This is a genomic window from Ensifer adhaerens, from assembly GCF_002940685.1.
Classification (GTDB): Bacteria; Pseudomonadota; Alphaproteobacteria; order Rhizobiales; family Rhizobiaceae; genus Ensifer; species Ensifer adhaerens_E.
Genome location: NZ_PNFP01000001.1, coordinates 283174 through 305325, shown reverse-complemented (window position 1 = coordinate 305325; position 22152 = coordinate 283174). Strand labels below are relative to the sequence as shown.

At 64.8% G+C, this 22152-nt stretch carries 19 protein-coding genes; 14 read left to right on the top strand and 5 right to left on the bottom strand.

Features of this window, described 5'->3' with window-relative positions; genetic code table 11:
• The first annotated feature begins 1 nt into the window (after window position 1).
• The 4 genes from ubiB (at window position 2) to C1A35_RS01585 (ending at window position 3698) form a co-directional block, all read left to right on the top strand.
• Window positions 2–1576 (top strand): 2-polyprenylphenol 6-hydroxylase, encoded by a 1575-nt coding sequence (ubiB, locus tag C1A35_RS01600; RefSeq protein ID WP_104662617.1) that lies wholly within the window; start codon window positions 2–4, stop codon window positions 1574–1576.
• 223 nt (window positions 1577–1799) lie between these two features.
• On the top strand, window positions 1800–2330 hold the full coding sequence (locus tag C1A35_RS01595) for a GNAT family N-acetyltransferase (RefSeq protein ID WP_104662616.1): 531 nt from the start codon (window positions 1800–1802) through the stop codon (window positions 2328–2330).
• 169 nt (window positions 2331–2499) lie between these two features.
• Entirely contained in the window at window positions 2500–2760 is a 261-nt protein-coding gene (locus C1A35_RS01590) for a hypothetical protein (RefSeq protein WP_104662615.1), read from the top strand.
• A gap of 158 nt (window positions 2761–2918) precedes the next feature.
• On the top strand, window positions 2919–3698 hold the full coding sequence (locus C1A35_RS01585) for an SDR family oxidoreductase (RefSeq protein WP_104662614.1): 780 nt from the start codon (window positions 2919–2921) through the stop codon (window positions 3696–3698).
• Between the two features lie 6 nt (window positions 3699–3704).
• Here C1A35_RS01585 and C1A35_RS01580 read toward each other — a convergent pair whose 3' ends face one another.
• Window positions 3705–4595 carry a LysR family transcriptional regulator gene (locus tag C1A35_RS01580; RefSeq protein ID WP_104662613.1) on the bottom strand — a complete coding sequence of 297 codons (891 nt, stop codon included), beginning with the start codon at window positions 4593–4595 and terminating at the stop codon, window positions 3705–3707.
• A gap of 359 nt (window positions 4596–4954) precedes the next feature.
• Between C1A35_RS01580 and C1A35_RS01575 the strand changes: the two genes are divergently transcribed.
• The 3 genes from C1A35_RS01575 to C1A35_RS01565 all read left to right on the top strand — a co-directional run bounded on the left by C1A35_RS01575 (window position 4955) and on the right by C1A35_RS01565 (window position 7513).
• Window positions 4955–5548: an ankyrin repeat domain-containing protein gene (locus C1A35_RS01575; RefSeq protein WP_104662908.1), complete on the top strand. Its 594-nt coding sequence runs from the start codon at window positions 4955–4957 to the stop codon at window positions 5546–5548.
• Window positions 5549–5559: 11 nt separating this feature from the next.
• Window positions 5560–6030, top strand: a complete 471-nt coding sequence (locus C1A35_RS01570; RefSeq protein WP_104662612.1) for a nucleoside deaminase — start codon at window positions 5560–5562, stop codon at window positions 6028–6030.
• A 214-nt stretch (window positions 6031–6244) separates the two neighbouring features.
• Window positions 6245–7513 carry an MFS transporter gene (locus C1A35_RS01565; RefSeq protein ID WP_234822701.1) on the top strand — a complete coding sequence of 423 codons (1269 nt, stop codon included), beginning with the start codon at window positions 6245–6247 and terminating at the stop codon, window positions 7511–7513.
• A 6-nt stretch (window positions 7514–7519) separates the two neighbouring features.
• Here C1A35_RS01565 and C1A35_RS01560 read toward each other — a convergent pair whose 3' ends face one another.
• Window positions 7520–8296, bottom strand: coding sequence for a DUF4239 domain-containing protein (locus C1A35_RS01560; protein WP_104662610.1), 777 nt, complete (start codon window positions 8294–8296; stop codon window positions 7520–7522).
• Window positions 8297–8508: 212 nt separating this feature from the next.
• Here C1A35_RS01560 and C1A35_RS01555 point away from each other — a divergent pair, with 212 nt between their 5' ends.
• Window positions 8509–9411: a cation diffusion facilitator family transporter gene (locus C1A35_RS01555; RefSeq protein WP_104662609.1), complete on the top strand. Its 903-nt coding sequence runs from the start codon at window positions 8509–8511 to the stop codon at window positions 9409–9411.
• A gap of 21 nt (window positions 9412–9432) precedes the next feature.
• Here C1A35_RS01555 and C1A35_RS01550 read toward each other — a convergent pair whose 3' ends face one another.
• Entirely contained in the window at window positions 9433–11013 is a 1581-nt protein-coding gene (locus tag C1A35_RS01550) for an ABC-F family ATP-binding cassette domain-containing protein (RefSeq protein ID WP_104662608.1), read from the bottom strand.
• 161 nt (window positions 11014–11174) lie between these two features.
• A complete protein-coding gene (locus C1A35_RS01545; RefSeq protein ID WP_104662607.1) occupies window positions 11175–12986 on the bottom strand; it encodes a diguanylate cyclase in 1812 nt (603 codons plus the stop codon).
• Window positions 12987–13329: 343 nt separating this feature from the next.
• On the opposite strand from C1A35_RS01545, the gene coaBC reads away from it, so the two are divergent.
• Entirely contained in the window at window positions 13330–14550 is a 1221-nt protein-coding gene (gene coaBC / locus C1A35_RS01540) for a bifunctional phosphopantothenoylcysteine decarboxylase/phosphopantothenate--cysteine ligase CoaBC (protein WP_104662606.1), read from the top strand.
• Window positions 14551–14737: 187 nt separating this feature from the next.
• On the opposite strand, the gene C1A35_RS01535 is transcribed toward coaBC, so the two are convergent.
• A complete protein-coding gene (locus tag C1A35_RS01535) occupies window positions 14738–15544 on the bottom strand; it encodes a class II glutamine amidotransferase (protein WP_077962640.1) in 807 nt (268 codons plus the stop codon).
• Window positions 15545–15814: 270 nt separating this feature from the next.
• On the opposite strand from C1A35_RS01535, the gene C1A35_RS01530 reads away from it, so the two are divergent.
• From C1A35_RS01530 to iolD, 5 genes are all read left to right on the top strand, one after another.
• A complete protein-coding gene (locus tag C1A35_RS01530; protein ID WP_104662605.1) occupies window positions 15815–16942 on the top strand; it encodes a Gfo/Idh/MocA family protein in 1128 nt (375 codons plus the stop codon).
• A complete protein-coding gene (locus tag C1A35_RS35695; protein ID WP_158664940.1) occupies window positions 16927–17160 on the top strand; it encodes a hypothetical protein in 234 nt (77 codons plus the stop codon). Before C1A35_RS01530 ends, C1A35_RS35695 begins: the two co-directional genes overlap by 16 nt.
• 53 nt (window positions 17161–17213) lie before the next feature.
• Window positions 17214–18068, top strand: coding sequence for a MurR/RpiR family transcriptional regulator (locus C1A35_RS01525; RefSeq protein WP_104662604.1), 855 nt, complete (start codon window positions 17214–17216; stop codon window positions 18066–18068).
• Between the two features lie 124 nt (window positions 18069–18192).
• Entirely contained in the window at window positions 18193–20130 is a 1938-nt protein-coding gene (locus C1A35_RS01520; protein WP_104662603.1) for a bifunctional 5-dehydro-2-deoxygluconokinase/5-dehydro-2-deoxyphosphogluconate aldolase, read from the top strand.
• Between the two features lie 76 nt (window positions 20131–20206).
• On the top strand, window positions 20207–22060 hold the full coding sequence (gene iolD, locus C1A35_RS01515) for a 3D-(3,5/4)-trihydroxycyclohexane-1,2-dione acylhydrolase (decyclizing) (protein WP_104662602.1): 1854 nt from the start codon (window positions 20207–20209) through the stop codon (window positions 22058–22060).
• The last annotated feature ends 92 nt before the right edge of the window (window positions 22061–22152 follow it).

Sequence of the window (22152 nt, the reverse complement as noted above, 5' to 3'; positions counted from 1 at the left end):
GATGAGCACGCCTGGAGCATATATCCGCCTCGCGCGGATCGGCTGGGTTCTCGTGCGCGAAGGCGTCGTCTCGGCCGTCCCGACGGAGCACCTGCCGCCCTTTGCCCGTTTTGCCCAGAAGGCCGCCGGCCTGTTGGCGCGCCGCAGGATACCCGGCGAGGAGCGCAGCGACCGGCTGTCGCGCGCCGTCGCCCGCCTCGGTCCATCCTATGTGAAGATCGGCCAGTTCCTCGCAACCCGCCCCGATGTCGTCGGCGCGGAGTTTGCAGCCGACCTGTCGCTGTTGCAGGACAGCATGGCCACCTTCCCTCAGAGCGAGGCGAAAGCCGCGATCGAGGGATCGCTCGGCCGCACGGTCGAAGATCTCTATGCCGAATTTTCCGAGCCAATGGCCGCCGCCTCCATTGCCCAGGTGCATCCGGCGATCGTGATGCGTGACAGCGGCCCCGAGAAGGTCGCCGTCAAGGTCATCCGTCCGGGCGTGCGCCAGCGCTTCGCCTCCGACATCGAGGCGATGTACCTCGTCAGCCACATGCAGGAGCGCTTCCTGCCCTATACGCGCCGGCTGAAGCCGGTCGAGGTCACCAAGACGCTGGAGCAGACGACGAAGATCGAGATGGATCTTCGGCTGGAGGCCGCGGCTCTTTCCGAGCTTGGCGAGAACACCAAGGACGATTCCGGCTTCCGCGTGCCGAAGGTCGACTGGGAGCGGACCGGCCGCGACGTCGTCACCATGGAGTGGATCGACGGCGTCAAGATGTCGGATATCGAGGGGCTGAAGGCGGCCGGCCACGATCTCAACCAGCTCGCCGAGGTGCTGATCCAGTCGTTCCTGCGCCATACGTTGCGCGACGGCTTCTTCCATGCCGACATGCACCAGGGCAATCTGTTCGTCGACGATGCCGGCCATATCGTTGCCGTCGACATGGGCATCGTCGGAAGGCTCGGCAAGAAGGAACGCCGGTTCCTCGCCGAGATCCTGTTCGGCTTCATCACACGCGACTACCAGCGCGTCGCCGACGTGCATTTCGAGGCGGGTTACGTCCCCTCCCACCACGATGCGGCAAGCTTCGCCCAGGCGATCCGCGCGATCGGCGAGCCGATCCACGGCCAGCCGGCCGAGACCATCTCGATGGCAAAGCTGCTGACTCTGCTGTTCGAGGTCACCGAGCTCTTCGACATGCAGACCCGGCCCGAACTGGTCATGCTGCAGAAGACGATGGTGGTGGTCGAGGGTGTCGCGCGCACGCTCAATCCGCGCTTCAACATGTGGAAGGCCTCCGAGCCGGTCGTCGGCAAGTGGATTCGCGACAATCTCGGGCCGAAGCGCATCGTTGGCGATCTGCGCGATGGCCTGCATGCGGCGCTTCGTCTCGCCGAAGCCGCGCCCGAGATCGCCGCCCGCACGGAAAAGTTTTCGAGCGAGATCATGGCGATGAGCGAAAACGGGCTGCGCTTCGATGCCGAGACTGCGCATGCGATCGGCAAGGCGGAAGCGAAACACACGCGCTCCGGCCGCGTCGCGCTGTGGCTGATCGCCGCCACGCTCGTCTATATCGCCTGGCAGGTGACCTGATCCCGCCCGCGCCCGAACCGGCGCGGCGGGCTTGTCTTTCTACCCACGCTTGCTATCCTGCCCGCATGGACAATCGCTCGATTCTCGTCATGGTGCTTTGCATGCATACCCCAGGGGTGTGCGGGAGACCTGTTGCGCTGAATTAAGCGAAATGTCCCCCAACCAACCCTGCCGAGGCGAGCAGGGTTGGGACCTGTTTCCTCGGAGCAAAAGAGAGGAAACAATGACCGAGACAAACGATCCCTCAAAAATTGGCATCCGTGCGGCCCGCGTCGTCGATTTCGAAGCGATCGCAGCGCTGATGAGCCAGCCGGGCATTCGCTCGGGAACGTTGCGCCAGCCGTTCGCCACCCCGGAACAGACGCGCAAGTGGCTGGAGAACCTTTCGGACGACAGCGTCGTCATCATCGCCGAACGGGGCAGTCGGATCCTCGGCATGGCCGGACTGCATCGTGGCAAGGGGCGCCGGCATCATTCGGCAGCACTCGGGATCAGCGTCGACGACGACCATCGCGGCGAAGGCATCGGTAAGTCGTTGCTGACCGCTCTGATCGACGCCGCCGACAACTGGCTCGGCATCAGCCGCATCGAGCTCACGGTCTTTACCGACAACGAGCCCGCAGTCGCGCTCTACCGCAAGGCCGGCTTCGAGATGGAGGGCACGCACCGGGCCTACGCGCTGCGAAACGGCGTGCTGGCCGACGTGTTCGCGATGGCCCGCATTCGTGCGCCCGCAGCGCCCAGGGCCGCCTGAATAGCGCAACACGCGGCAACCGGCACAGACTGTGGCCGGCGGATTGCAATCCAGCGCAACCGCCGGCCGTATCCTGTTCCATCCGGAACTGCGAATATATCGACCTCATGCGATCTTCTCTCCATGGATGAGGAAGGCTCATCCCAACCCATCCGGAGGAGAGATCATCATGCGCAAGTTCATCGTCGCAGCCGCTGTCGCCATCACCGCCGCCATCTCTTTTGCAGCACCTTCGCAGGCCGGTGGCATTTCGATCGGCTTCGGCAACGGCTACTACGGTCATGGCTGGAGCGGCCGCGTCGGTTACGTCGGCAGCTATTACGGCGGCCCATACTACTACCAGGACGAGCCCTATTGCTTCCTGAAGACGGTGAAGCGCTACGACAGCTACGGCAACCGCTACTACAAGAAAATCCGCATCTGCCGCTGAGCGGCAGAATGAGGGAGGGCGCTTGAGAGCCCGGCCGCAGCGCGGCCGGGCTTTTGCATTCCGACATCTGCCGTCGCCAATTCGATTCCGCTTCGAGGAAATCTGGTGTAGCTCGGATGCCGAGCCATTCTGAATTTCGCAATCGAGGAGGGTCGGTCATGGATCTTGGCATCGCTGGAAAGCGCGCGCTGGTGCTCGGCGGCAGCAAAGGGCTGGGACGCGGCATCGCCGAGGCTCTTGCCGGCGAAGGCGTCATCGTGGCGCTGACCGGCCGCGACGCGGCGTCGGCCGCCAAGGTGGCAGGCGACATCAGCCCTTCGGCGCGCGGCTATGCCCTCGACCTCTCGAAGCCGGAAAGCCTCGATGGCCTGCTGGACCGACTCGAAGCCGATTTCGGCGCCATCGATATTCTGGTGCTGAATGGCGGCGGGCCGCCGCCCTCGCCGGCATCCGCGATCGAACCGGATTTCTGGCGCGCCCAGTTCGAAACCATGGTTCTGGCCGGCATGCGAATTACCGGCCGGCTGCTGCCCGGCATGCGGGACCGCCAGTTCGGGCGCATCATCGCCGTCGCCTCCACCAGCATCCGCGAGCCGATCGTCGGGCTCACCGCGTCGAACGCACTCAGAAGTGCGGTTGCCGGCTGGCTGAAGACGCTTGCCGGCGAAGTGGCGGCCGACGGCGTGACCGTCAACCTGCTTCTGCCGGGGCGGCTTGCCACCGACCGCACGCTCAGCTTCGACCGGATGGACGCCGAAAGCGAAGGGCTCGATATCGCAACCGTCGCAGCCCGCAGCCAACGCGACATCCCGATCGGCCGCTACGGCACGCCGGCGGAATTCGGGGCGGCCGCAGCCTTCCTCGCCGGCCGTCAGGCAAGCTACATCACCGGCGTGGCGCTGCCCGTCGATGGCGGCCTCAGCCGTTCGATGCTCTGATACGGTTCAGGACATTTCCGGCGACGGCTCCTCGTCCCGGCTGTCATCGCCGATGAGCGCTGAAAGATCCTCTGCCAACCGCGTGACCAGAGCGCCGGCCTCCGGCCGGTAATAGAGCCCGATCTCCATCGTCTCGATCATCGGCAGTCCTTGCTGCGGCCCCACAGTCCGGTGCCCGTCGTGGACGACGCGGGCCGGCAGCAGGCTGATGCCCAGCCCGTCCGCGACGGCCGACTGAATGCTGGCAAGGCTGGAGCTGGTATAGCTCACGCGCCAGCGTCGCCCTGAGGCATCCAGTGCAGCCACCATGTCGTCGCGATAAAGCCCGCGCGGCGGAAAGACGACGAGCGGCAGAGGATCGAGCGCCAGAACAGGATGGGCGGCGCTATCGATCCAGCATAGGTTTTCCTGCCACCGCTGCACCGCCTCGCCTGAGCCACGGCGCTGCTTGACGACGACGATATCGAGCTCGCTGCGATCATAGAGTGACCGCAGCTCGCGGCTGAGCCCACTCGTCACTTCGAGCCTGACATTGTCATGCCGGCGGGCAAAGGCCGAAAGCATGCGGGTTGTGCGACCGGCGGCAAAGTCTTCGGGCAGGCCGAGGCGCAGCGTCGCAGCGACCGATGCGCCGGAGAGAAGCTGCCGCGCCTCTGCATCGAGCGCCAGCATGCGCCGCGCATAGCCGATCAACTGCTCGCCCGCTTCCGTCAGACGGACCTGACGATGGCTGCGTTCGAGCAGCCGATGACCGGCCTGCTCTTCCAGCCGCAGGACTTTCTGGCTGACGGTCGACTGGGTGGAATTGAGCCGGCCGGCGGCAGCGGTGAAACCACCGCAATCGGCCACAGTCGCGAAAGCTCTCAGCAGATCCAGATCGAAAGGCTGACCATTCATATTTCCACTTGATAGCATTCATACATTTAATTTCCAAATGAATGCGGCACTGCCTAAGGTCGCAGGTGGGAGGGCCATGCCGGGCGCGGGAGACGTTCGGCGACGACGCGTGTCTTGCGCCCTTGAAAAGGTCACGGATCGGCTCAAGTAAGCACGAGATCGCGATGAGCGAGAGCGGCATGGACGGAGCCCCTTCCGGGTTTCCACGTTTCGCTCGTAACCGGAACCATTGCGATCGGTCGATCCATTCGACCGGCCTGCATGATCGGAAAGACCAAATGCGACCAAGACTTTTCGGCTCGCTGATCGGCGCATCGATTGCCGCCTTCAGCCTTGCACCTCAAACCGTGGGGGCCTCGATGCTTGAAAACCAACTGATCTCCGCCGCCGAGACCGGCGATCCGGACAAGGTGAAGGCGCTGCTCAAGGAAGGGGCGAGCATCGAAGCGCGCGACGCCAGCGGCGCGACGGCGCTGCTCGCCGCCACCCATGAAAATCGCGTCGATGCGGCGCGTGCCCTGATCGAGGCCGGCGCCGACGTCAACGCCAAGGACAAGATCCAGGACAGCCCCTACCTCTATGCCGGCGCGCGCGGGCATCTCGAAATCCTGAAGCTGGCGCTTGCCAATGGCGCCGACCTCAAGAGCACCAACCGCTATGGCGGAACGGCGTTGATCCCGGCCGCCGAGCGCGGCCATGTCGAGACCGTCAAGACCTTGATCGAAGCCGGCATCGACGTCGATCACGTCAACCGCCTCGGCTGGACCGCGCTGCTCGAAGCCATCATCCTCGGCAGCGGCGGCGAAAAACACACCGAGATCGTACGGCTGCTGATTGCGGCCGGCGCCGACGTGAACCTTGCCGATGGCGAGGGTGTCAGCCCGCTGACCCATGCCCGCCAGCGCGGCTACGGCAAGATCGAGAAGCTGCTGGCCGACGCCGGCGCCCGCTAGAGAGAAATAGGATGAACAAGGAACAGACCTATCTGGCCGAGGCGGTGGCGCTTGCCCGCCGCAACATCGAGAACGGCGGGCGCCCCTTCGGCGCCGTCGTCGTCAAGGACGGCGAGATCGTTGGCCGCGGCGTCAACGAGATGCTGTCATCCGGCGACCCGACCGCGCATGCGGAACTGAACGCGCTGCGTGCCGCCGCCCAAAAGCTTCGCTCCCCGCGGCTCGAAGGGGCCGCGGTCTACGCCAGCGGCCAGCCCTGCCCGATGTGCCTTGCGGCCATGCGCATGGCCGGCATCACTGAGATCGCCTATGCGAACTCGAATACCGACGCCGAACCCTTTGGCCTCTCGACCGCAGCGATCTATGCGGAACTGGCAAAACCGCTCGCCGAGCAGGCGATGCGCTTCCGCCATGTGCCGGTCGACGATGCCGAGACGTTACCGCTTTACGCAGCCTGGCAAGAGCGACAGGCCAAGGCTTGAGCTGTCGGGCCAACGCCCAGCCATCGCGTTGCGAATAGCCCCAGGGCGGACGACGGCCGCCTCGGGGCTATTCTGTTCATGCCGGGACCAATTGGGGAATCGACGCCCCCTTGCAGAACACACGTGCCGGCTGTAATCGCATAGGCGTTTCTTCCTTTTGCTCCGCCCCATCCTTTAGGGAGGCCGGGCGGTTTCCAGCCAGCAGGTGCCCGTGATGACTGCCTATTCCGAAAAAGCCGGCCGCTTCGTCGCGCTGCTTCTCATCGCGGGCTCCGGTGTGGTGACGATCGCCAAGGGCATGAGCCTGACCTTCCTTGCGATCCGCCTCCAGCGTGACTTCGGCCTCAATCCCGCCAGCATCGGCGCGTTGATCGGCGTGGGTCCGCTGCTCGGCGCGATCGTCAGCCCCTTCGCTGGCACGCTCTCCGATCGAATTGGCCGAAAAGGCGTGCTGACCGTCGCACTTTTCATGGCCGGACTGGCGCTGGCCGGGCTCGGACTGGCGCAATCGATCGCCGCCTTCGCGCTGGCCCACATCGTTTCCGCCGTTGCCGCCGCCGTTTTTGAACCGGTCGCGCGCGCCCTGATGAGCGATGCGGCGCCTGAACGTCTGCGCCTCAAGGTTTTCTCCTGGCGCTATCTCGCCATCAATGCCGGCTGGGCAATCGGGCCATTGATCGGCGTATGGGTCGGTGCCGCCTATGTGACGCTTTTCGTCATCGCGGGCGTCATACACGCAGCCTTCGGTCTCGTACTCTTGCTCACGGTACCGGAGGCCCGCAGCAGGCAGGCTATCGAAACCGAACGAACGTCAGGGGGCCCCGGTGGCTGGCGCGGACTTGTCGCCGCCCTGCGTGACCGGCGCCTGGTCTTCTTCGTCGTCGGCGGCACGCTGCTTCTCGCCGTTCACGGTCAATGGTCCGTGACCCTGTCGCAGTATCTCAATACCGGCTTTGAGGACGGCGTCACGCTTTTTGCGCTGCTGGTTTCGACCAACGCGGTCACGGTGCTGGTCGCCAGTACGCCGGCCCGCTTCGTCATCGAACGGATCGGCGCCCTGCACGCGCTGTCGCTTGGCAGCCTGCTGTTCCTGATCGGCGAAATCGGCTTTGCCGCCTCGTCCGGAATGGAAATGCTCGTCGCCTCGATGATCCTTTTCACCATAGGCGAGGTGCTGGTCGTGCCGTCGGAATATGTGCTGGTCGACGGCATCTCCAACGCTGGCAACCGTGGCACCTATTTCGGTGCCCACTCGCTCTCGACGTTTGGAAACTTCCTCGGTCCGCTCATGGGCGGCCTTGCCCTTGGCGCCGTCGGCGGCGCTGGCATGTTCCTGTTGTTCGGGGTGTTTGCGGCGGCAGGTGCGGTTCTGTTTGCGATCGGCCATTCCATGCCGCCGCCACGTCCCGAGGCCGCGCGCACCACGGCGCTCGACGATGGCGCCGCCACGGGAGACCTGCTGCGGCTGGGGCAGTTCGCTTGAGACCGGTCACCCGCCGGTCGCGGGCGAGGCGTTGATCTGCTCCTGCACCCGTTCGAGCGGCCCCGGCGCCAGTGCTGCCGGCGGCTGATATGGATTGGAGAAGGCGTAGATCAGGAACAGGATGATGCCGGTATAGGCACCGAAGAGACAGAGCAGCAGCAGGTTCCGCGGCCTCGGCGGATAGGCATAATAGGCGAGCGCGATGAAGATCACGCCGGAGAGTGCCGCGAACCAGAAGATGCTGTCGATCTGGTCCGCAACGTTGCTTTCCCGCTTGGTCCGGCTCTGCGAAACGTCGTGCAGCCGCTCCAGCATCTGGCTACGCAGGCTGTCCTGACGCTTATCGGTCGGCACGAGGTTCAGCACATGCTGGTAGGCATTGTCCCAGAGTGTCCAGGCCTCATTTGAAAGACGGCCCTTGTCGGCCAATGACTGCCACTCGCCGTCGATCACCTGGGACACGTAGGCGGAGATCGCCTGCTGGATCGGTGCCTTGAAGTCTTCGCCGTAGCGCGCGGCATCATAGTAGATGTCAGCGATAGCGCCGGCTTCGGTCGCCATTTCGTATTTGAGTTGCTGGTACTCGACCATCTCCTGCGCGAACACGAGCGCAAGGATCAGGCCATGCAGTGCCGAGATCCGGAAGATGACCGAACTGGCCAGCTCCTTTTCATGGCCCTCGGCCTCGCTGCCCATGATCAGCCGCATCAGGAAGTACGCGGCAAGCGTCAGGGCGACCGTGCCGCACACGAAGAGAGCACCGAGCAGCATCTCGACGATCATGTCCCCTCCACAGCCCATTCTCCTGCCGCGGGCCTTCGTCAATTCTGAGCCCACGACCGGCGAAAGACAACTGCATGCCCTGGACCAGGCCCTGGCGGCTGTCTTGCGGCGGGCCGAAACGCTATGCTTGCAGCGTCATCGACCCGCCTTGCCACCATTTCGACACTGCCAACGCCTACGCACCACACCAAAACCGGAGTAAAAACAAGATCATGAGTGCGCCAAGCGAACAGACAGTCCTCAAACAATCGATCGCGGCCACCGTCGTCGTCGGGGTGACGGGCGTTATCTTCGGTCTGCTATCGGGCTCGGTCTCCATCGTGTTCGACGGCGTCTTCTCGGCCGTCGACGCCTCCATGACCCTGCTTGCGCTCGGCGTGACGCAGCTCATCCCGAAGCCGAGCAAGCGCTTCCAGATGGGCTTCTGGCACATCGAACCGATGGTGCTGCTCTTCAATGCCGGGCTGCTGACGCTGCTTTCCTTCTACGCGATGGTGAATGCCGTCGGCTCCATTCTGTCGGGCGGCAACCACCTCGCCTTCGACTGGGCGATTGCCTATGCCGCCGTCGTCGTTGTGATCTGCGCCTTCATGTTCTTCTATGTACGCCGGGCAAACAGGCCGATCGGTTCGGAATTCCTGGCGCTCGACGTGCGCGCCTGGGCGATGTCCGGTGCAATCACATCCGCCCTGCTCGTCGCCTTCGTGATCGCCGCCGCCCTAAAGGGTACGGCCTACGAATACGTCACGCCCTATGTCGACCCGGCGATCCTGATCGTGCTGACGCTCTGCCTGATCCCGCTGCCGATCCGCACGGTCTTCCAGGCGCTGAAGGAAATCTTCCTGGTCGCGCCCGCCGAGCTCGACGAGCGCGTGCGCCAGGCCGCCGCAAACGCCGTCGCGCGCCACGGCTTTGCCGATTACCGCACCTATGTCGCCAAGGTCGGACGTTCCAAGACGATCGAGGTCCATCTGATCGGAACGCCGGAAACCAAGGTCGGCACGCTCGCCGATCTCGACCGGATCCGCGCCGAGATCGGCGAAGAGATCGGCGACCCCGGCCACGACCGCTGGCTGACGATCGCCTTCACCGGCGCAGCGCAATGGGCGGAATGAGCCAGGCGGCTGCCGCCGCGCTCACGAAAGCGCGATCCGCCTGGTGATGCCGATCGCCTCCAGAAAAGCCTGGTCGTGGCTGACGACCAGCAGCGCCCCGTCATAGGCTCTCAAGCCCGCCTCGACCGCCTCGATGGAATCGATGTCGAGATGGTTGGTCGGCTCGTCGAGGATCAGGAGCTGCGGCGGCTTGCTGCCGCTCAGCACGCAGGCGAGACCGGCGCGCAGCATCTGGCCGCCGCTGAGGCTCGAAACGACCTGGAGAGCCGCGTCCGCCCGGAACATGAAGCGGGCGAGTGCTGCCCGGCAGTCGTTTTCGCTGGCGTCCGGGTTGAGGGCACGAAAATTGTCGCGGATCGAGAGCGCGGGATCAAGCAGGCTCACCTTCTGGTCGAGCATGGCGTGATCGACGAGCACGCGCACGCCGCCGGACCATGGCTGCAGATCGCCTGTCAGCAGCGACAGCAGCGTCGTCTTGCCCGAGCCGTTGCGGCCGGTGAGCGCAACGCGCTGCGGACCGACGATAGAGAGCGACAGCCAGTCGATGACGGGCTTGCCCGGTTCATAGCCAATGCTGACACCATCGACCTGCAAGACGCTCCGGCCGGCAGGCAGGCCGGTCGGAGGCAGGCGAACGGTCAGCGGCTGCAGGATCTCGATGCGCTCGCGCGCCTCGGCGAGATCGCCGACGGCAGAATCGCGTCGACGCTCGGCAAGCCGGGCATTGTCGCCGCCGGTCTTTTCGCTGCGCTCCTTCCTGGCGTCGAGCAGGAGCAGCGGCTCGTCGCCCTTGGCGCGTTTGCGGCGGCCGGCGGCATCCTTGCGCGCCTTGCGTTCGGCCGCCTCCTGGGCCTTGCGCTCGACCTCGGCCAGGCGCCGTTCGGCATCGGCGAGGTCATGGCGGGCCGATGCGAGCTCGATCGCCTTGCGTTCGCGATAGTGGCTCCAGTTGCCGCCATAGGTCGCAGCACCAAGCGACGTCAATTCGACGATCGCATCCATCGTCTCCAGGAGTTCGCGATCATGGCTGACGACGATGGCGCCGCCACGCCAGCCCGCCATCAGCGCGGCGACGGCAGCCCGGCCCTCGCGGTCGAGGTTGTTGGTCGGTTCGTCGAGCAGGATGAAATCGGGCTCCTTGAAGACGAGGGCGGCAAGCTTCACGCGGGTCATCTGCCCGCCGGACAGGGCGGCAAGGCGCGTTTCCACCGATGCCTCCAGACCGACGCGCGCAAGCGCTTCCTGCATGCGGGCTTCCAGCGTCCAGTCGGCGGAAGCCAGTTCGTCGATAGTGGCGTGCCCCTCTTCTGCTTTCTGCAGAACCGCAAGGGCCTCGGTGACGCCAAAGAGATCGGCGACGGTCTCGTCGGCCGCAACCTGAACGGTCTGGCTGAGCACGCCGAGGCTGCCGACGACTGAGACCTTGCCGGCCTGCGGCGCCATCGAGCCTTCGATGAGGCGCAGCAGCGTGGATTTTCCCACGCCGTTACGACCGACGAGGCCGGAGCGAACAGGACCAAAGGTCAGATCGAGGTTGGAAAAGAGGCTTCGGCCCTCAGGCGTGGACCAAGAAATTCGGGAGAGTGAAATCGAAGCAGGCATGGATACGGTTTTCCCTGATGGCAAGACGGTTCGGCTTGGCGTTCAGGGTGAAATCCATCGATGCGTGTATCCTGTTCAAATTTCTATCGCAGCAATAGATAGCATCGAATGCGCCCGTTTCAAGGCGGGACGTTCGATGCCGTGCAGCGGTGAAGGGAAGATCAGGCGAGACTGCGCCGTGCCTCGTCGTCGCCAAAGGCCAGCCCGGACGCGCGCACGCTTCGGTTTCGACCGTGGTTCTTGGCGTCGAGAAGAGCGGCATCGGCGCGGGTCAGAAGCGTGGCGACCGGTCCGTCGTCCGGGGCCGAGGCAATGCCGACCGAGACCGAAACCGTGCCCAGGATCCGGCCGCGATGTGAGAGCGGCGTGGTGCCGATCTTCGTTCTCAGGCGTTCGGCAAGCTCGAAGCCTGCGGCCTCGCCGGCATCGGGCATCAGCACGGTGAATTCCTCGCCGCCGAAGCGATAGGCACTGCCGGCATCGCCGACCGTATCGACGATGATCTGCGCCACATACTGCATGACGACATCGCCGGCATCGTGGCCGAACTCGTCGTTGAAGCGCTTGAAGTGGTCGATGTCGATCATCAGGCAGGTGAGTGGCTTGCCGCCCTGCCCGCGAGGCTCACGGTTCAGCGCCTCGTCGAGGCAGCGCCGGTTGAGCAGCCCCGTCAGCGCATCGCGCACCGCGAGATTGGTGAGCTTCTCGCGCAGCTGAAGATTGGCGACGGCGAGCCCGATGTTTTCGGCGATCAGTTCGAGATAGAGGCGCGACGCCTCGACGGCGAACTCCTCCTCAGACCGTTCCTCGAAGTAGAGAAGGCCGATCGTATCGCCCTGGGCCGTCAACGGCACGCAGAGGCCGGTCACGCCATCATCGTCGAGGTGCTGGCAGGCGATGTCGCTGTGGCCGCGATTGCTGACATGCGGCCGGCCGCGGCGCAGCCCCCAGCAGGCGCTCGACGGGAAGGATGGCGCCGAATGCTCAGGATCGAGCCAGGTGCCGACGCGGGTCAGATGCGTGCGGCCGTCGTTCAAGACGTAGAGATGGCCGGCGAGGTTGGGGAAGACCTGCGGTGCGAAGCGGGCGACGACCTCGGCAAGTTCCTCCTGGCTCTGGCAGGCCTGCAGCCGGTGCATCATCTGCAGGATCAGGTCTTTCGTCTGCTGGTCCAGCCGTCGCTCCGCGTCCAGCCGATCCCGTTCCAGGCCGTTCTCGCGGAAGATATGGATCGCCTTGTTCATCTCGCCGATCTCGTCGGTGCGCCGGTCGAGCGGAACTTCCACGGCGTAGTCCTGCTCGGCAAGCCTTGTCACGATGCCGCTCATGCGGGTGAGCGGCATGGCGACGCGACGCTTCAGGATGAAGTAGAGGACGCTGAGGAACAGGGCGGCGGTGATGCCGAGCATCGTCTTGGCGGCGGCCGCGTACCAATCGCTGCGCTCCTGCGCCGCATTGAGGGCTGCGCCGGTGCGGACGTTGGTCAGGTCCCGGAACCGCGCCACGGTGTCGAGAAGTGCTGCCTGCAGGCGCTCGTGCTCGGGCCCGAAGAGCTTTTCCTGCGCGCCTGTGCTGTCGCCCTTCTGATAGGCCCCGATGGCGGCGACCTCGACCTTGTCGAGCGCTTCCGCCTCGCGAACGATTTCCTGCAAGGCGGCGATCTCGCCCGGTGACGCACCAAAGTCCGCCGCGGTCTTTGCCGCCTCCTCGCGTCGGCGCTCCTCCTCTTCGGCGCGATGGAAGGCTTCGAGATGGCGCTCGTCGCCGCGCATGACATAGAGGCGCGCCTCGTCGCTTCGCGTTTCCGCCCCGAGCGCAAGCTCTTCACCCAGCGTGTCGAGCACCAGATGCTGCTCAACCGCCTGGCGCTCCTTGATGGCGCTGTCCGTCGACAGGATGAAGGCCGCGCCGGAAAGCCCCGTCAGCAGGACGGTTACGCCATAGGCCCAATTGGTGATCGCATTTATGCGCATGGAAGAAGCTTAGCCCCCGCGGATTGAAAGCGGATTAACCGCATTATCAAGCTTCGGCAACAGGTGCGGAACAGGTTGAAGCGAACCGCACGGCTTTTGTTCCATTGTGCGCCACGGACGGGAACAACCAGCGGCAATGCCCAGGGACGAGCGTAGCGAAATGCCTTCGCGCGCCGATGTCAGCTCAGCCGCTCTGCGCCACCGGGACACGTTGCGCCCGGCCTATCGCTCAAGTAGGTTCGATCCAGAGACACTGGCGTAGCCGGCTGTCCCAAGAGTTCTGGTATCGCGTAGGCTCGGCGGCCCCTGCCGGGCGAGAGGGCGGCCGAAAGGCCGGGTGCAAATGACACTGTCGGGCAAGCGTATTCTCCTGATCATCTCCGGCGGCATCGCGGCCTACAAGAGCCTCGATCTCATCCGGCGCCTCAGGGAACGCGGGGCGAGCGTGCGGCCCGTGATGACCGCTGGCGCGCAGCAGTTCGTGACGCCGCTTGCCGTCGGCGCGCTTTCGGCCTCGCATGTCTATCTCGACCTCTTCTCGCGCGAGGACGAGCAGGATGTCGGCCATATTCGCCTTGCGCGCGAATGCGATCTGATCGTGGTCGCGCCGGCGACCGCCGACCTGATGGCAAAGATGGCGAACGGCCATGCGGACGACCTGGCCTCGACCATCCTGCTCGCAACCGACCGGCAGGTGCTGGTTGCGCCGGCGATGAACCCGAAGATGTGGGCGCATCCGGCAACGCGCCGCAACCGGGCGACGCTTGCCAAGGACGGCATCCGCTTCATCGGCCCGGAAGCGGGCGAGATGGCTGAAAGCGGCGAGGCCGGCGAAGGCCGCATGAGCGAGCCGCTGGCGATCGTTGCTGCAGTCGAAGACCTGCTCGCAGGTGCGCCAAAACCGCTTGCCGGCCGCAGCGTCGTCGTCACGTCGGGGCCGACGCACGAGCCGATCGACCCCGTGCGCTACATCGCCAACCGCTCCTCCGGCAAACAGGGCCATGCCATCGCCGCGGCGCTGGCAAGGCTTGGCGCCGACGTCACGCTCGTTTCCGGCCCGGTGACGATCCCGGATCCGGCGGGCGTCAGGGTCGTGCACGTGGAGCGGGCCGAGGAGATGCGCGACGCGGTGCTTGCCGCCCTCCCCGCCGACGCCGCTGTCATGGTCGCCGCCGTTGCCGACTGGCGGGTGGCCACGGCCGCCGGCAACAAGATCAAGAAGAAGCCGGGCGAGGCCCCGCCGCCGCTGCAGCTTGCGGAAAACCCCGACATCCTGAAGACGGTCGGCCATCATGCCAAGCGGCCGAAGCTCGTCATCGGCTTTGCCGCTGAGACCGAGAACGTCGCTGCCAACGGCCGCGCCAAGCTCGAACGCAAGGGCGCCGACTTCATCCTCGCCAACGACGTGTCGCCGGCAACCGGCATCATGGGCGGCGACCGCAACAAGGTGAAGCTGATTTCCGCTGCCGGCAATGACGACTGGCCGGAGATGGACAAGGATGCGGTGGCGGAGAAGCTGGCGGCGATGATTGCCGAGCAGCTGGCGCGGGCAGATAAAGGCTAGTCGGGCGAAACAGGCGCCCCTCACCCTAGCCCTCTCCCCGCAAGCGGGGCGAGGGGACGTGCCCTGCGTGAACGGTGCGTTCGCAGCGAGCAGATGGATCGGGAGGGTGCGGCGTGTCCCTTCTCCCCGCCTGCGGGGAGAAGGTGGCGGCAGCCGGATGAGGGGCAGACCACCCAGCTAACGTGCTTCAGGCGAGATGCCGCGACCGGACCGGAGCCCCTTTCGTCGAAAACAGCCGGACATCGACGCCGTTTTCGCCGACGATGACGGCGGTGCCGTCGGGGATTTCGACCCAGGCGCTGTCATCGTCGTTGAGCGGTTCGGAGACGAGGCAATAGCCGCCGCTCGGCCCCATCGGAGCTGCATAGAGCGTCGGTGCCTTCCAGTCGGAGGCATAGCGCACAGCGTAGAGATCGTGACCATCGGAGAAGGCGGCGGTGAAGCGCACCAGCACCTGGCGCTCCAGGTGCTCGGCAAGCTGCTCGATGAAGGCGAGCGCCTCGGCGATGGCGCCGAGCGGATCGCGGTCGAGCCCGAACTGCATGGCGAGCAGGAACAAAAGCTCCGAGTCCGTCGTGCCGGTGCGCGCCGAATAGAGGTCGTTGTCGAGCATGCTCTCCATCGGCCGGCGCAGATGCTCGAAATCGCCGATCTGGCCGTTGTGCATGAAGGACCAGCGGCCGAAGACGAAGGGATGACAGTTGTCGCGCCTTGTGCCGCCGCCGGTCGCGGCGCGCACATGGGCGAGAAAGAGCGGCGAACGGATCTGCCTTGCGATGCTCTTCAGGTTGCAGTCGGACCAGGCGGGCAGGATATCGCGGTAGCGCCCGGGCTCGGGATGGTCGCCATACCAGGCGATGCCGAAGCCGTCGCCATTGGTGGCGGTCTTTGCCCGTGTCGCGCAATGGGACTGCTCGATCAGCGAGTGCGCCGGAGAGGTCACCAGTTCCTCGAGATAGAGCGGCTCCCCGCGATAGGCTGCCCAGCGGCACATGCTGATTTCACTCCAGCTTCGCACCGTTCAAAACGGGGCGATTCGTTAACCATGACGAAATGCGATGTTCCAACGGAACATGGTAAAAATGCGTTAACACATTCCCCCTTCGTCAAGGCAAGACTAACCGGAACACACAGATTTGGCTGTTTCGAGCGGCACAGCGCGCTCACTCCACCTTATTTCGAACAAATATTCCATATTGACAAAACTTGCACAATTCATTTCATTTCGAGCCAATACGGCAGCGCCGCCAGGGAGGAATTCGGCATGGGCAGCAAGCGCAAACTCGGGATCGGCCTGATCGGCACAGGCTTCATGGGCAAGGCTCATGCGCTCGGCTTCACCATTGCCGCGCGTGTCTTCGACCTGCCCTTCGAGCTCGATCTCGTCTCGGTCGCCGACGTGACCGTCGAAAGTGCCGAGCGTGCGCGCGGCCAGCTCGGCTTCCGCAAGGCGACGGCCGACTGGCGCGAACTTCTGACCGATCCGGATATCGACATCATCGACATCACCACGCCGAACCTCTTGCACAAGGAGATGGCGCTGGCGGCGATCGCCCATGGCAAGCATGTCTATTGCGAAAAGCCACTGGCGCCGACGGTCGCCGAATGCCGCGAGATGGTGGAGGCGGCGGAAAAGGCCGGCGTCGTCACCCAGGTCGGCTTCAACTATCTGAAGAACCCGCTGATCTTCCTTGCCAAGGACATCATTGAAAGCGGCGAGATTGGCGAGATCCGCTCGATGCGCGGCATCCATGCGGAAGACTTCATGGCCGACGCCAATGTTCCGTGGGGTTGGCGCCTGAACCCGGCCAGCGGCGGCGGCGCGCTCGCCGATATCGGCAGCCACATCATCGCCTCCATGCGCCACCTCGTCGGACCGATCCAAAAGGTGCTCGCCGAAACCATCATCCAGATCCCCGAACGGCCGGTTTCCGCAGGTTCCAGCGAAACCCGCGCGGTCGAGGTCGACGACATCACCCGCGCCTTCGTGCGCTTCGAAAACGGCGCGACCGGCAGCTTCGAGGCAAGCTGGATCGCGACTGGCCGCAAGATGCAGCACGACTTCGAGATCTACGGCTCGAAGGGCAGCATCGTCTTTACCCAGGAGCGGCTCAACGAGATCCGTCTCTACAGGACCGGCGACGACATTCGCACCCGCGGCTTCCGCACCATCTGGGCGGGGCCGGAGCATCCGCCCTATGGCGCCTTCTGCGTGGCGCCCGGCCACCAGATCGGCTTCAACGACCTGAAGGCGATCGAGGTGAAGGAGTTCCTCGACGCCATCGCCGGCGGCAAGTCGCCGTCGACCGATTTCCGTGAGGGCTACGAGGTGCAGAAAGTCCTTTCCGCGACCTATCAGTCGGCCAAGACCAACGAATGGGTGCATATCTGAAGGTCCCAACACTGCGCACTCCGGATGGAAAACCGCCGCACACTTTCGCTGGAAATGCTCTCTGTTTTGGCGCGCACTTCCGGAGGCGAAACCGCTATGCACTTTTGCTGGAAATGCTGTCGATCCCGGGCGCATTTCCGGACGCAAAACCGATTCGCACTTTTGCTGGAAATGCTTCAGGAAAAATAGAACGCCTGTTCTATCCCGTTCCCAACTAATCGATTAGGGTGAGGCCGAAAGCCAGACCGATATCGAGGGAGACGAGCGAGACATGGCCATGCCGGAAACGACGACAGAGGTGCCGCAGGATTTCGAGGCGCTGAAGGCCGCCATTCTGGAACGCAAGGCGGAGCTGCCGAAACGGCTGCGCCAGGTTGCCGCCTACTCGCTCGATAATCCCGACGAAATCGCCTTCGGCACGGCCGCAAGCATCGCCACCTCAGCCGAAGTGCAGCCCTCGACGCTGGTGCGTTTCGCCCAGCATTTCGGCTTCGAGGGCTTCTCCAGCCTGCAGCAGATCTTTCGCGCGCGGTTGCGTGAGCGTACGCCCGGTTACGAGGACCGGCTGAAGGCGCTGAGCGCCAACGATCACAGCAAGCTCGAAAGCGGCTCGATCTTCAACGGTTTCGTCGCTGCCGCCCACCGCTCGCTCGACAACATCGCCTCCTCGGTCGATCCGGAAGCCTTCGAGCGTGCCGTCGATATCCTCGCCAAGGCCGACACGGTCTACCTGATCGCCAAGCGCCGCTCCTACCCGATCTCGAGCTACATGGCCTATGCCTTCGGCAAGCTGAAGGTGAAGTACCAGCTCGTCGGCACGGCTGCCGGCATCGACGACGACATCTTGGGGATGGCGACCAAGAGCGACGCGGCCTTTGCCGTCAGCTTCTCGCCCTATGCGTCGGAAAGTGCCGCCCAGGCACGGCTGCTCGCCGAGCGCAAGGTGCCGGTCGTGTCGCTGACGGATTCGGCCTTCTCGCCGCTGGCAGAATCCTCGAAGGTCTGGTTCGAGCTGGTCGAGGCCGATCATGCCGGCTTCCGCTCGCTCTCCGCCAGCATGGCCTTCGCCATGGCGCTGACGGTCGCCATTGCCGAAAAGCGGCAGCGGCTGGCAGAGGACAAATAGTACAAACGGAATGAATGGAATGAAAATTCCATATTGACGAAACGTCGGAATTTATGTTTCATACCGCCATCACCCACAGTACGGAAATGGTCGGGCCCGCCAAGGTGTCCGCGGGGAGGAAGCAGTGAGCCAGAACGTTTCGGCACAGGGAGCAAAGCCGCTCGACCTGATCACCATCGGCCGGGCCTCGGTCGATCTCTATGGCCAGCAGATCGGCACGCGGCTTGAAGACGTTTCGAGCTTCGCCAAGTCGGTCGGCGGCTGCCCCTGCAACATCTCGGTCGGCACCGCACGCCTCGGCCTCAAGTCGGCGCTTCTCACCCGCGTCGGCGACGAGCAGATGGGCCGTTTCATCCGCGAGCAGCTCACCCGCGAAGGCGTCGAGACGCGCGGCATCGTCACCGATCCGGAGCGGCTGACGGCGCTTGCGATCCTCGCGGTCGAGAACGACAAATCCTTCCCGCTGCTCTTCTACCGCGACAACTGCGCCGACAATGCGCTTTGCGAAGACGACGTTTCGGAGGAGTTCATCCGCTCCGCCCGTGCCGTCCTTGTCTCGGGCACGCATTTTTCCAAGCCGAACACCGATGCCGCCCAGCGCAAGGCGATCCGCATCGCCAAGGAAAACGGCGCGAAGGTCGTCTTCGACATCGACTACCGGCCAAACCTCTGGGGCCTTGCCGGCCATGACGCCGGCGAAAGCCGCTATATCGCGTCGGACCGGGTCTCGGCGCACCTGAAGACCGTTCTCTCGGATTGCGACCTGATCGTCGGCACCGAAGAGGAAGTACTGATTGCCTCGGGCGAGAGCGACCTGCTGCAGGCACTGAAAACCATCCGCTCGCTGTCCAAGGCGACGATCGTCCTGAAGCGCGGACCGATGGGCTGCATCGTTTATGACGGCCCGATCACGGACGATCTCGAAGACGGCATCGTCGGCAAGGGCTTCCCGATCGAGGTCTACAACGTGCTCGGTGCCGGCGACGCCTTCATGTCCGGCTTCCTGCGCGGCTGGCTCAGACAAGAGCCGCACGCGACCTCGGCCACCTGGGCCAACGCCTGCGGCGCCTTCGCCGTCTCGCGCCTGCTCTGCGCGCCTGAGATCCCGACCTGGACGGAACTCAAGTTCTTCCTTGAAAACGGCAGCAAGGAACGGGCGCTGCGCAAGGACGAGGCAATCAACCACGTCCACTGGGCGACCACCCGCCGCCGCGACATTCCGCTTCTGATGGCGCTCGCGATCGACCACCGCAGCCAGCTCGAGGACATGGCGGCCGGCGATCAGGTGCTGCTTGACCGCATTCCCGCCTTCAAGGTTCTGGCGGTCAAGGCTGCGGCACAGGTCGCAGCCGGACGGTCGGGCTTCGGCATGCTGATCGACGACAAATATGGCCGAGACGCGCTTTATGCCGCCGGCGCCCATCGCGACTTCTGGATCGGCAAGCCGATCGAGCTTCCGGGCTCGCGGCCGCTGCAGTTCGAATTCAGCCAGGATCTCGGCAGCCGCCTCATCGACTGGCCTGTCGACCACTGCATCAAGGTGCTCTCCTTCTACCACCCGGACGACCCGGCTGAACTGAAAGCCCAGCAGGTGGCAAAGCTGCGCTCTGCCTTCGAGGCGGCCCGCAAGGTCGGCCGCGAGATCCTGATCGAGATCATCGCCGGCAAGCACGGCAAGCTCGACGACCAGACCATTCCGCGCGCGCTCAACGAACTCTACGATGCCGGTCTCAAGCCCGACTGGTGGAAGCTCGAGCCGCAGGCAAGCCGCAGCGCTTGGGGCGCGATCGACGCCGTCATCGAGGCGCGCGATCCGCTCTGCCGCGGCGTGGTTCTCCTGGGCCTGGAAGCGCCCTATGAGCAGCTCAAGGACGGCTTTGCGGCCGCCCGCACCTCGAAGACCGTCAAGGGCTTTGCCGTCGGCCGCACGATCTTCGCCGATGCCGGCAAAGCCTGGCTCGGCGGCACGATGACAGACGACCAGGCGATCGCCGACATGGCCGGAAAATTCAAGGCGTTGGTGGATCTCTGGCTGCAACTGGGTGAAACAAAGGCGGCATAAGGGTCGGCAGGTATCAGTCGACACTGCTGCAGACAGGGCGGAACGGGATGGTTCCGCCACGAGGAGGAAACAGATTATGAGCCAGAAGACCGTGCGCCTGACCATGGCCCAGGCCGTGGCGCGGTTCCTGACCCGCCAGATGACCGTGATCGACGGCAAGAAGGTGCCGATCTTCGGCGGCGTCTTCGCCATCTTCGGCCATGGCAACGTCGCCGGTGTCGGCGAAGCGCTGCATGCGATCAAGGACACGCTGCCGACCTACCGCGCCCAGAACGAGCAGGGCATGGCGAATGCCGCGATCGCCTTCGCCAAGGCGAGCTTCCGCCGCCGCTTCATGGCCTGCACCACCTCGATTGGCCCCGGCGCGCTCAACATGGTGACGTCAGCGGCCCTTGCCCATGTCAACCGCCTGCCGGTTCTGTTCCTGCCCGGCGACGTCTTTGCCAACCGCCGCCCCGACCCGGTGCTGCAGCAGGTCGAAAGCTTCGGCGACGGCACGATCTCGGCCAATGACTGCTTCCGTCCGGTGTCGCGCTATTTCGACCGCATCACCCGGCCGGAACAGATCATCCCGGCGCTGCGCCGCGCCATGCAGGTGTTGACCGACCCGGCCGATTGCGGCCCGGTGACGCTGTCTCTCTGCCAGGACGTTCAGGCGGAGGCCTATGACTATCCGGAGAACTTCTTCGACGAGAAGGTCTGGGTGCCGCGCCGCGTCGAGCCCGATCTCGACGAACTGGCGACCGCGATCGCGGCGCTGAAAGACGCGAAGAAGCCGATCATCATCGCCGGTGGCGGCGTGCTCTATTCGGAAGCGAGCAAGGAGCTCGCCGACTTCGCCGAACGGCACGGCATTCCCGTCGTCGAGACGCAGGCCGGCAAGTCGGCGCTGCCGCACTCGCATTCGCTCAACATGGGCTCGGTCGGCGTGACCGGCACTTCCGCTTCCAATGCGCTTGCCGAGGACGCCGACGTGGTTCTCGCCGTCGGCTCGCGTCTGCAGGATTTCACCACCGGATCCTGGGCGCTGTTCAAGAATGAAGGCCTGAAGATCATCGGCCTCAACGTCCAGCCCTTCGATGCCGGCAAGCACAACGCCCTGCCGCTGATTGCCGACGCTCGCGCCGGTCTCAACCGCATTTCCGGCGGCCTCGGCAGCCACAAGGCCGATCCGAGCTGGACCGCCAAGGCCAAGGCCGGCAAGGCCGAGTGGCTGGCGGCCGCCGACAAGGCGACGGCCACCACCAACGCGGCCCTTCCCTCCGATGCCCAGGTGATCGGTGCCGTCCAGCGCGCCCGCGGATCCAGGAACACGACGCTCGTCTGCGCAGCCGGCGGTCTTCCCGGCGAGCTGCACAAGCTCTGGCAGGCGGAGGAGCCCGGCGGCTACCACATGGAATACGGCTTCTCGACCATGGGCTACGAGGTGGCCGGCGGTCTTGGCGTCAAGCTCGCCAAGCCCGAGAGCGACGTGATCGTCATGGTCGGCGACGGCAGCTACATGATGCTGAACTCGGAGATCGCGTCCTCGATCATGCTCGGCGCCAAGTTCACCATCGTGCTGCTCGACAATGCCGGCTATGGCTGCATCAACCGGCTGCAGATGGGCACCGGCGGCGCCAACTTCAACAATCTCCTGAAGGACACGCACCACGTCGAACTGCCGCAGATCGATTTCGCGGCCCATGCCGGCGCCATGGGCGCCGTCACCCGCAAGGTCGGTTCCATCGCCGAGCTCGAAACGGCGCTCAAGGAAACCGCGAGCGAGACGCGGACGACCGTCATCGTCATCGACACCGACCCGCTGATCACGACCGAGGCCGGTGGACACTGGTGGGATGTCGCAGTGCCCGAGGTCTCCGGCCGCGCTCAGGTCAACGCGGCGCGCGAGGGTTACGAGAAGGCGCTCGCCGCCCAGCGCTTCGGCTAAGATTGCCCTTTCGGCGCCCGCGTTTTCGCGCGGGCGCTTTCGCATGTCGGGCGACGCCCGAAGGATGAGACGCAGACAACGGCCCCTCACCC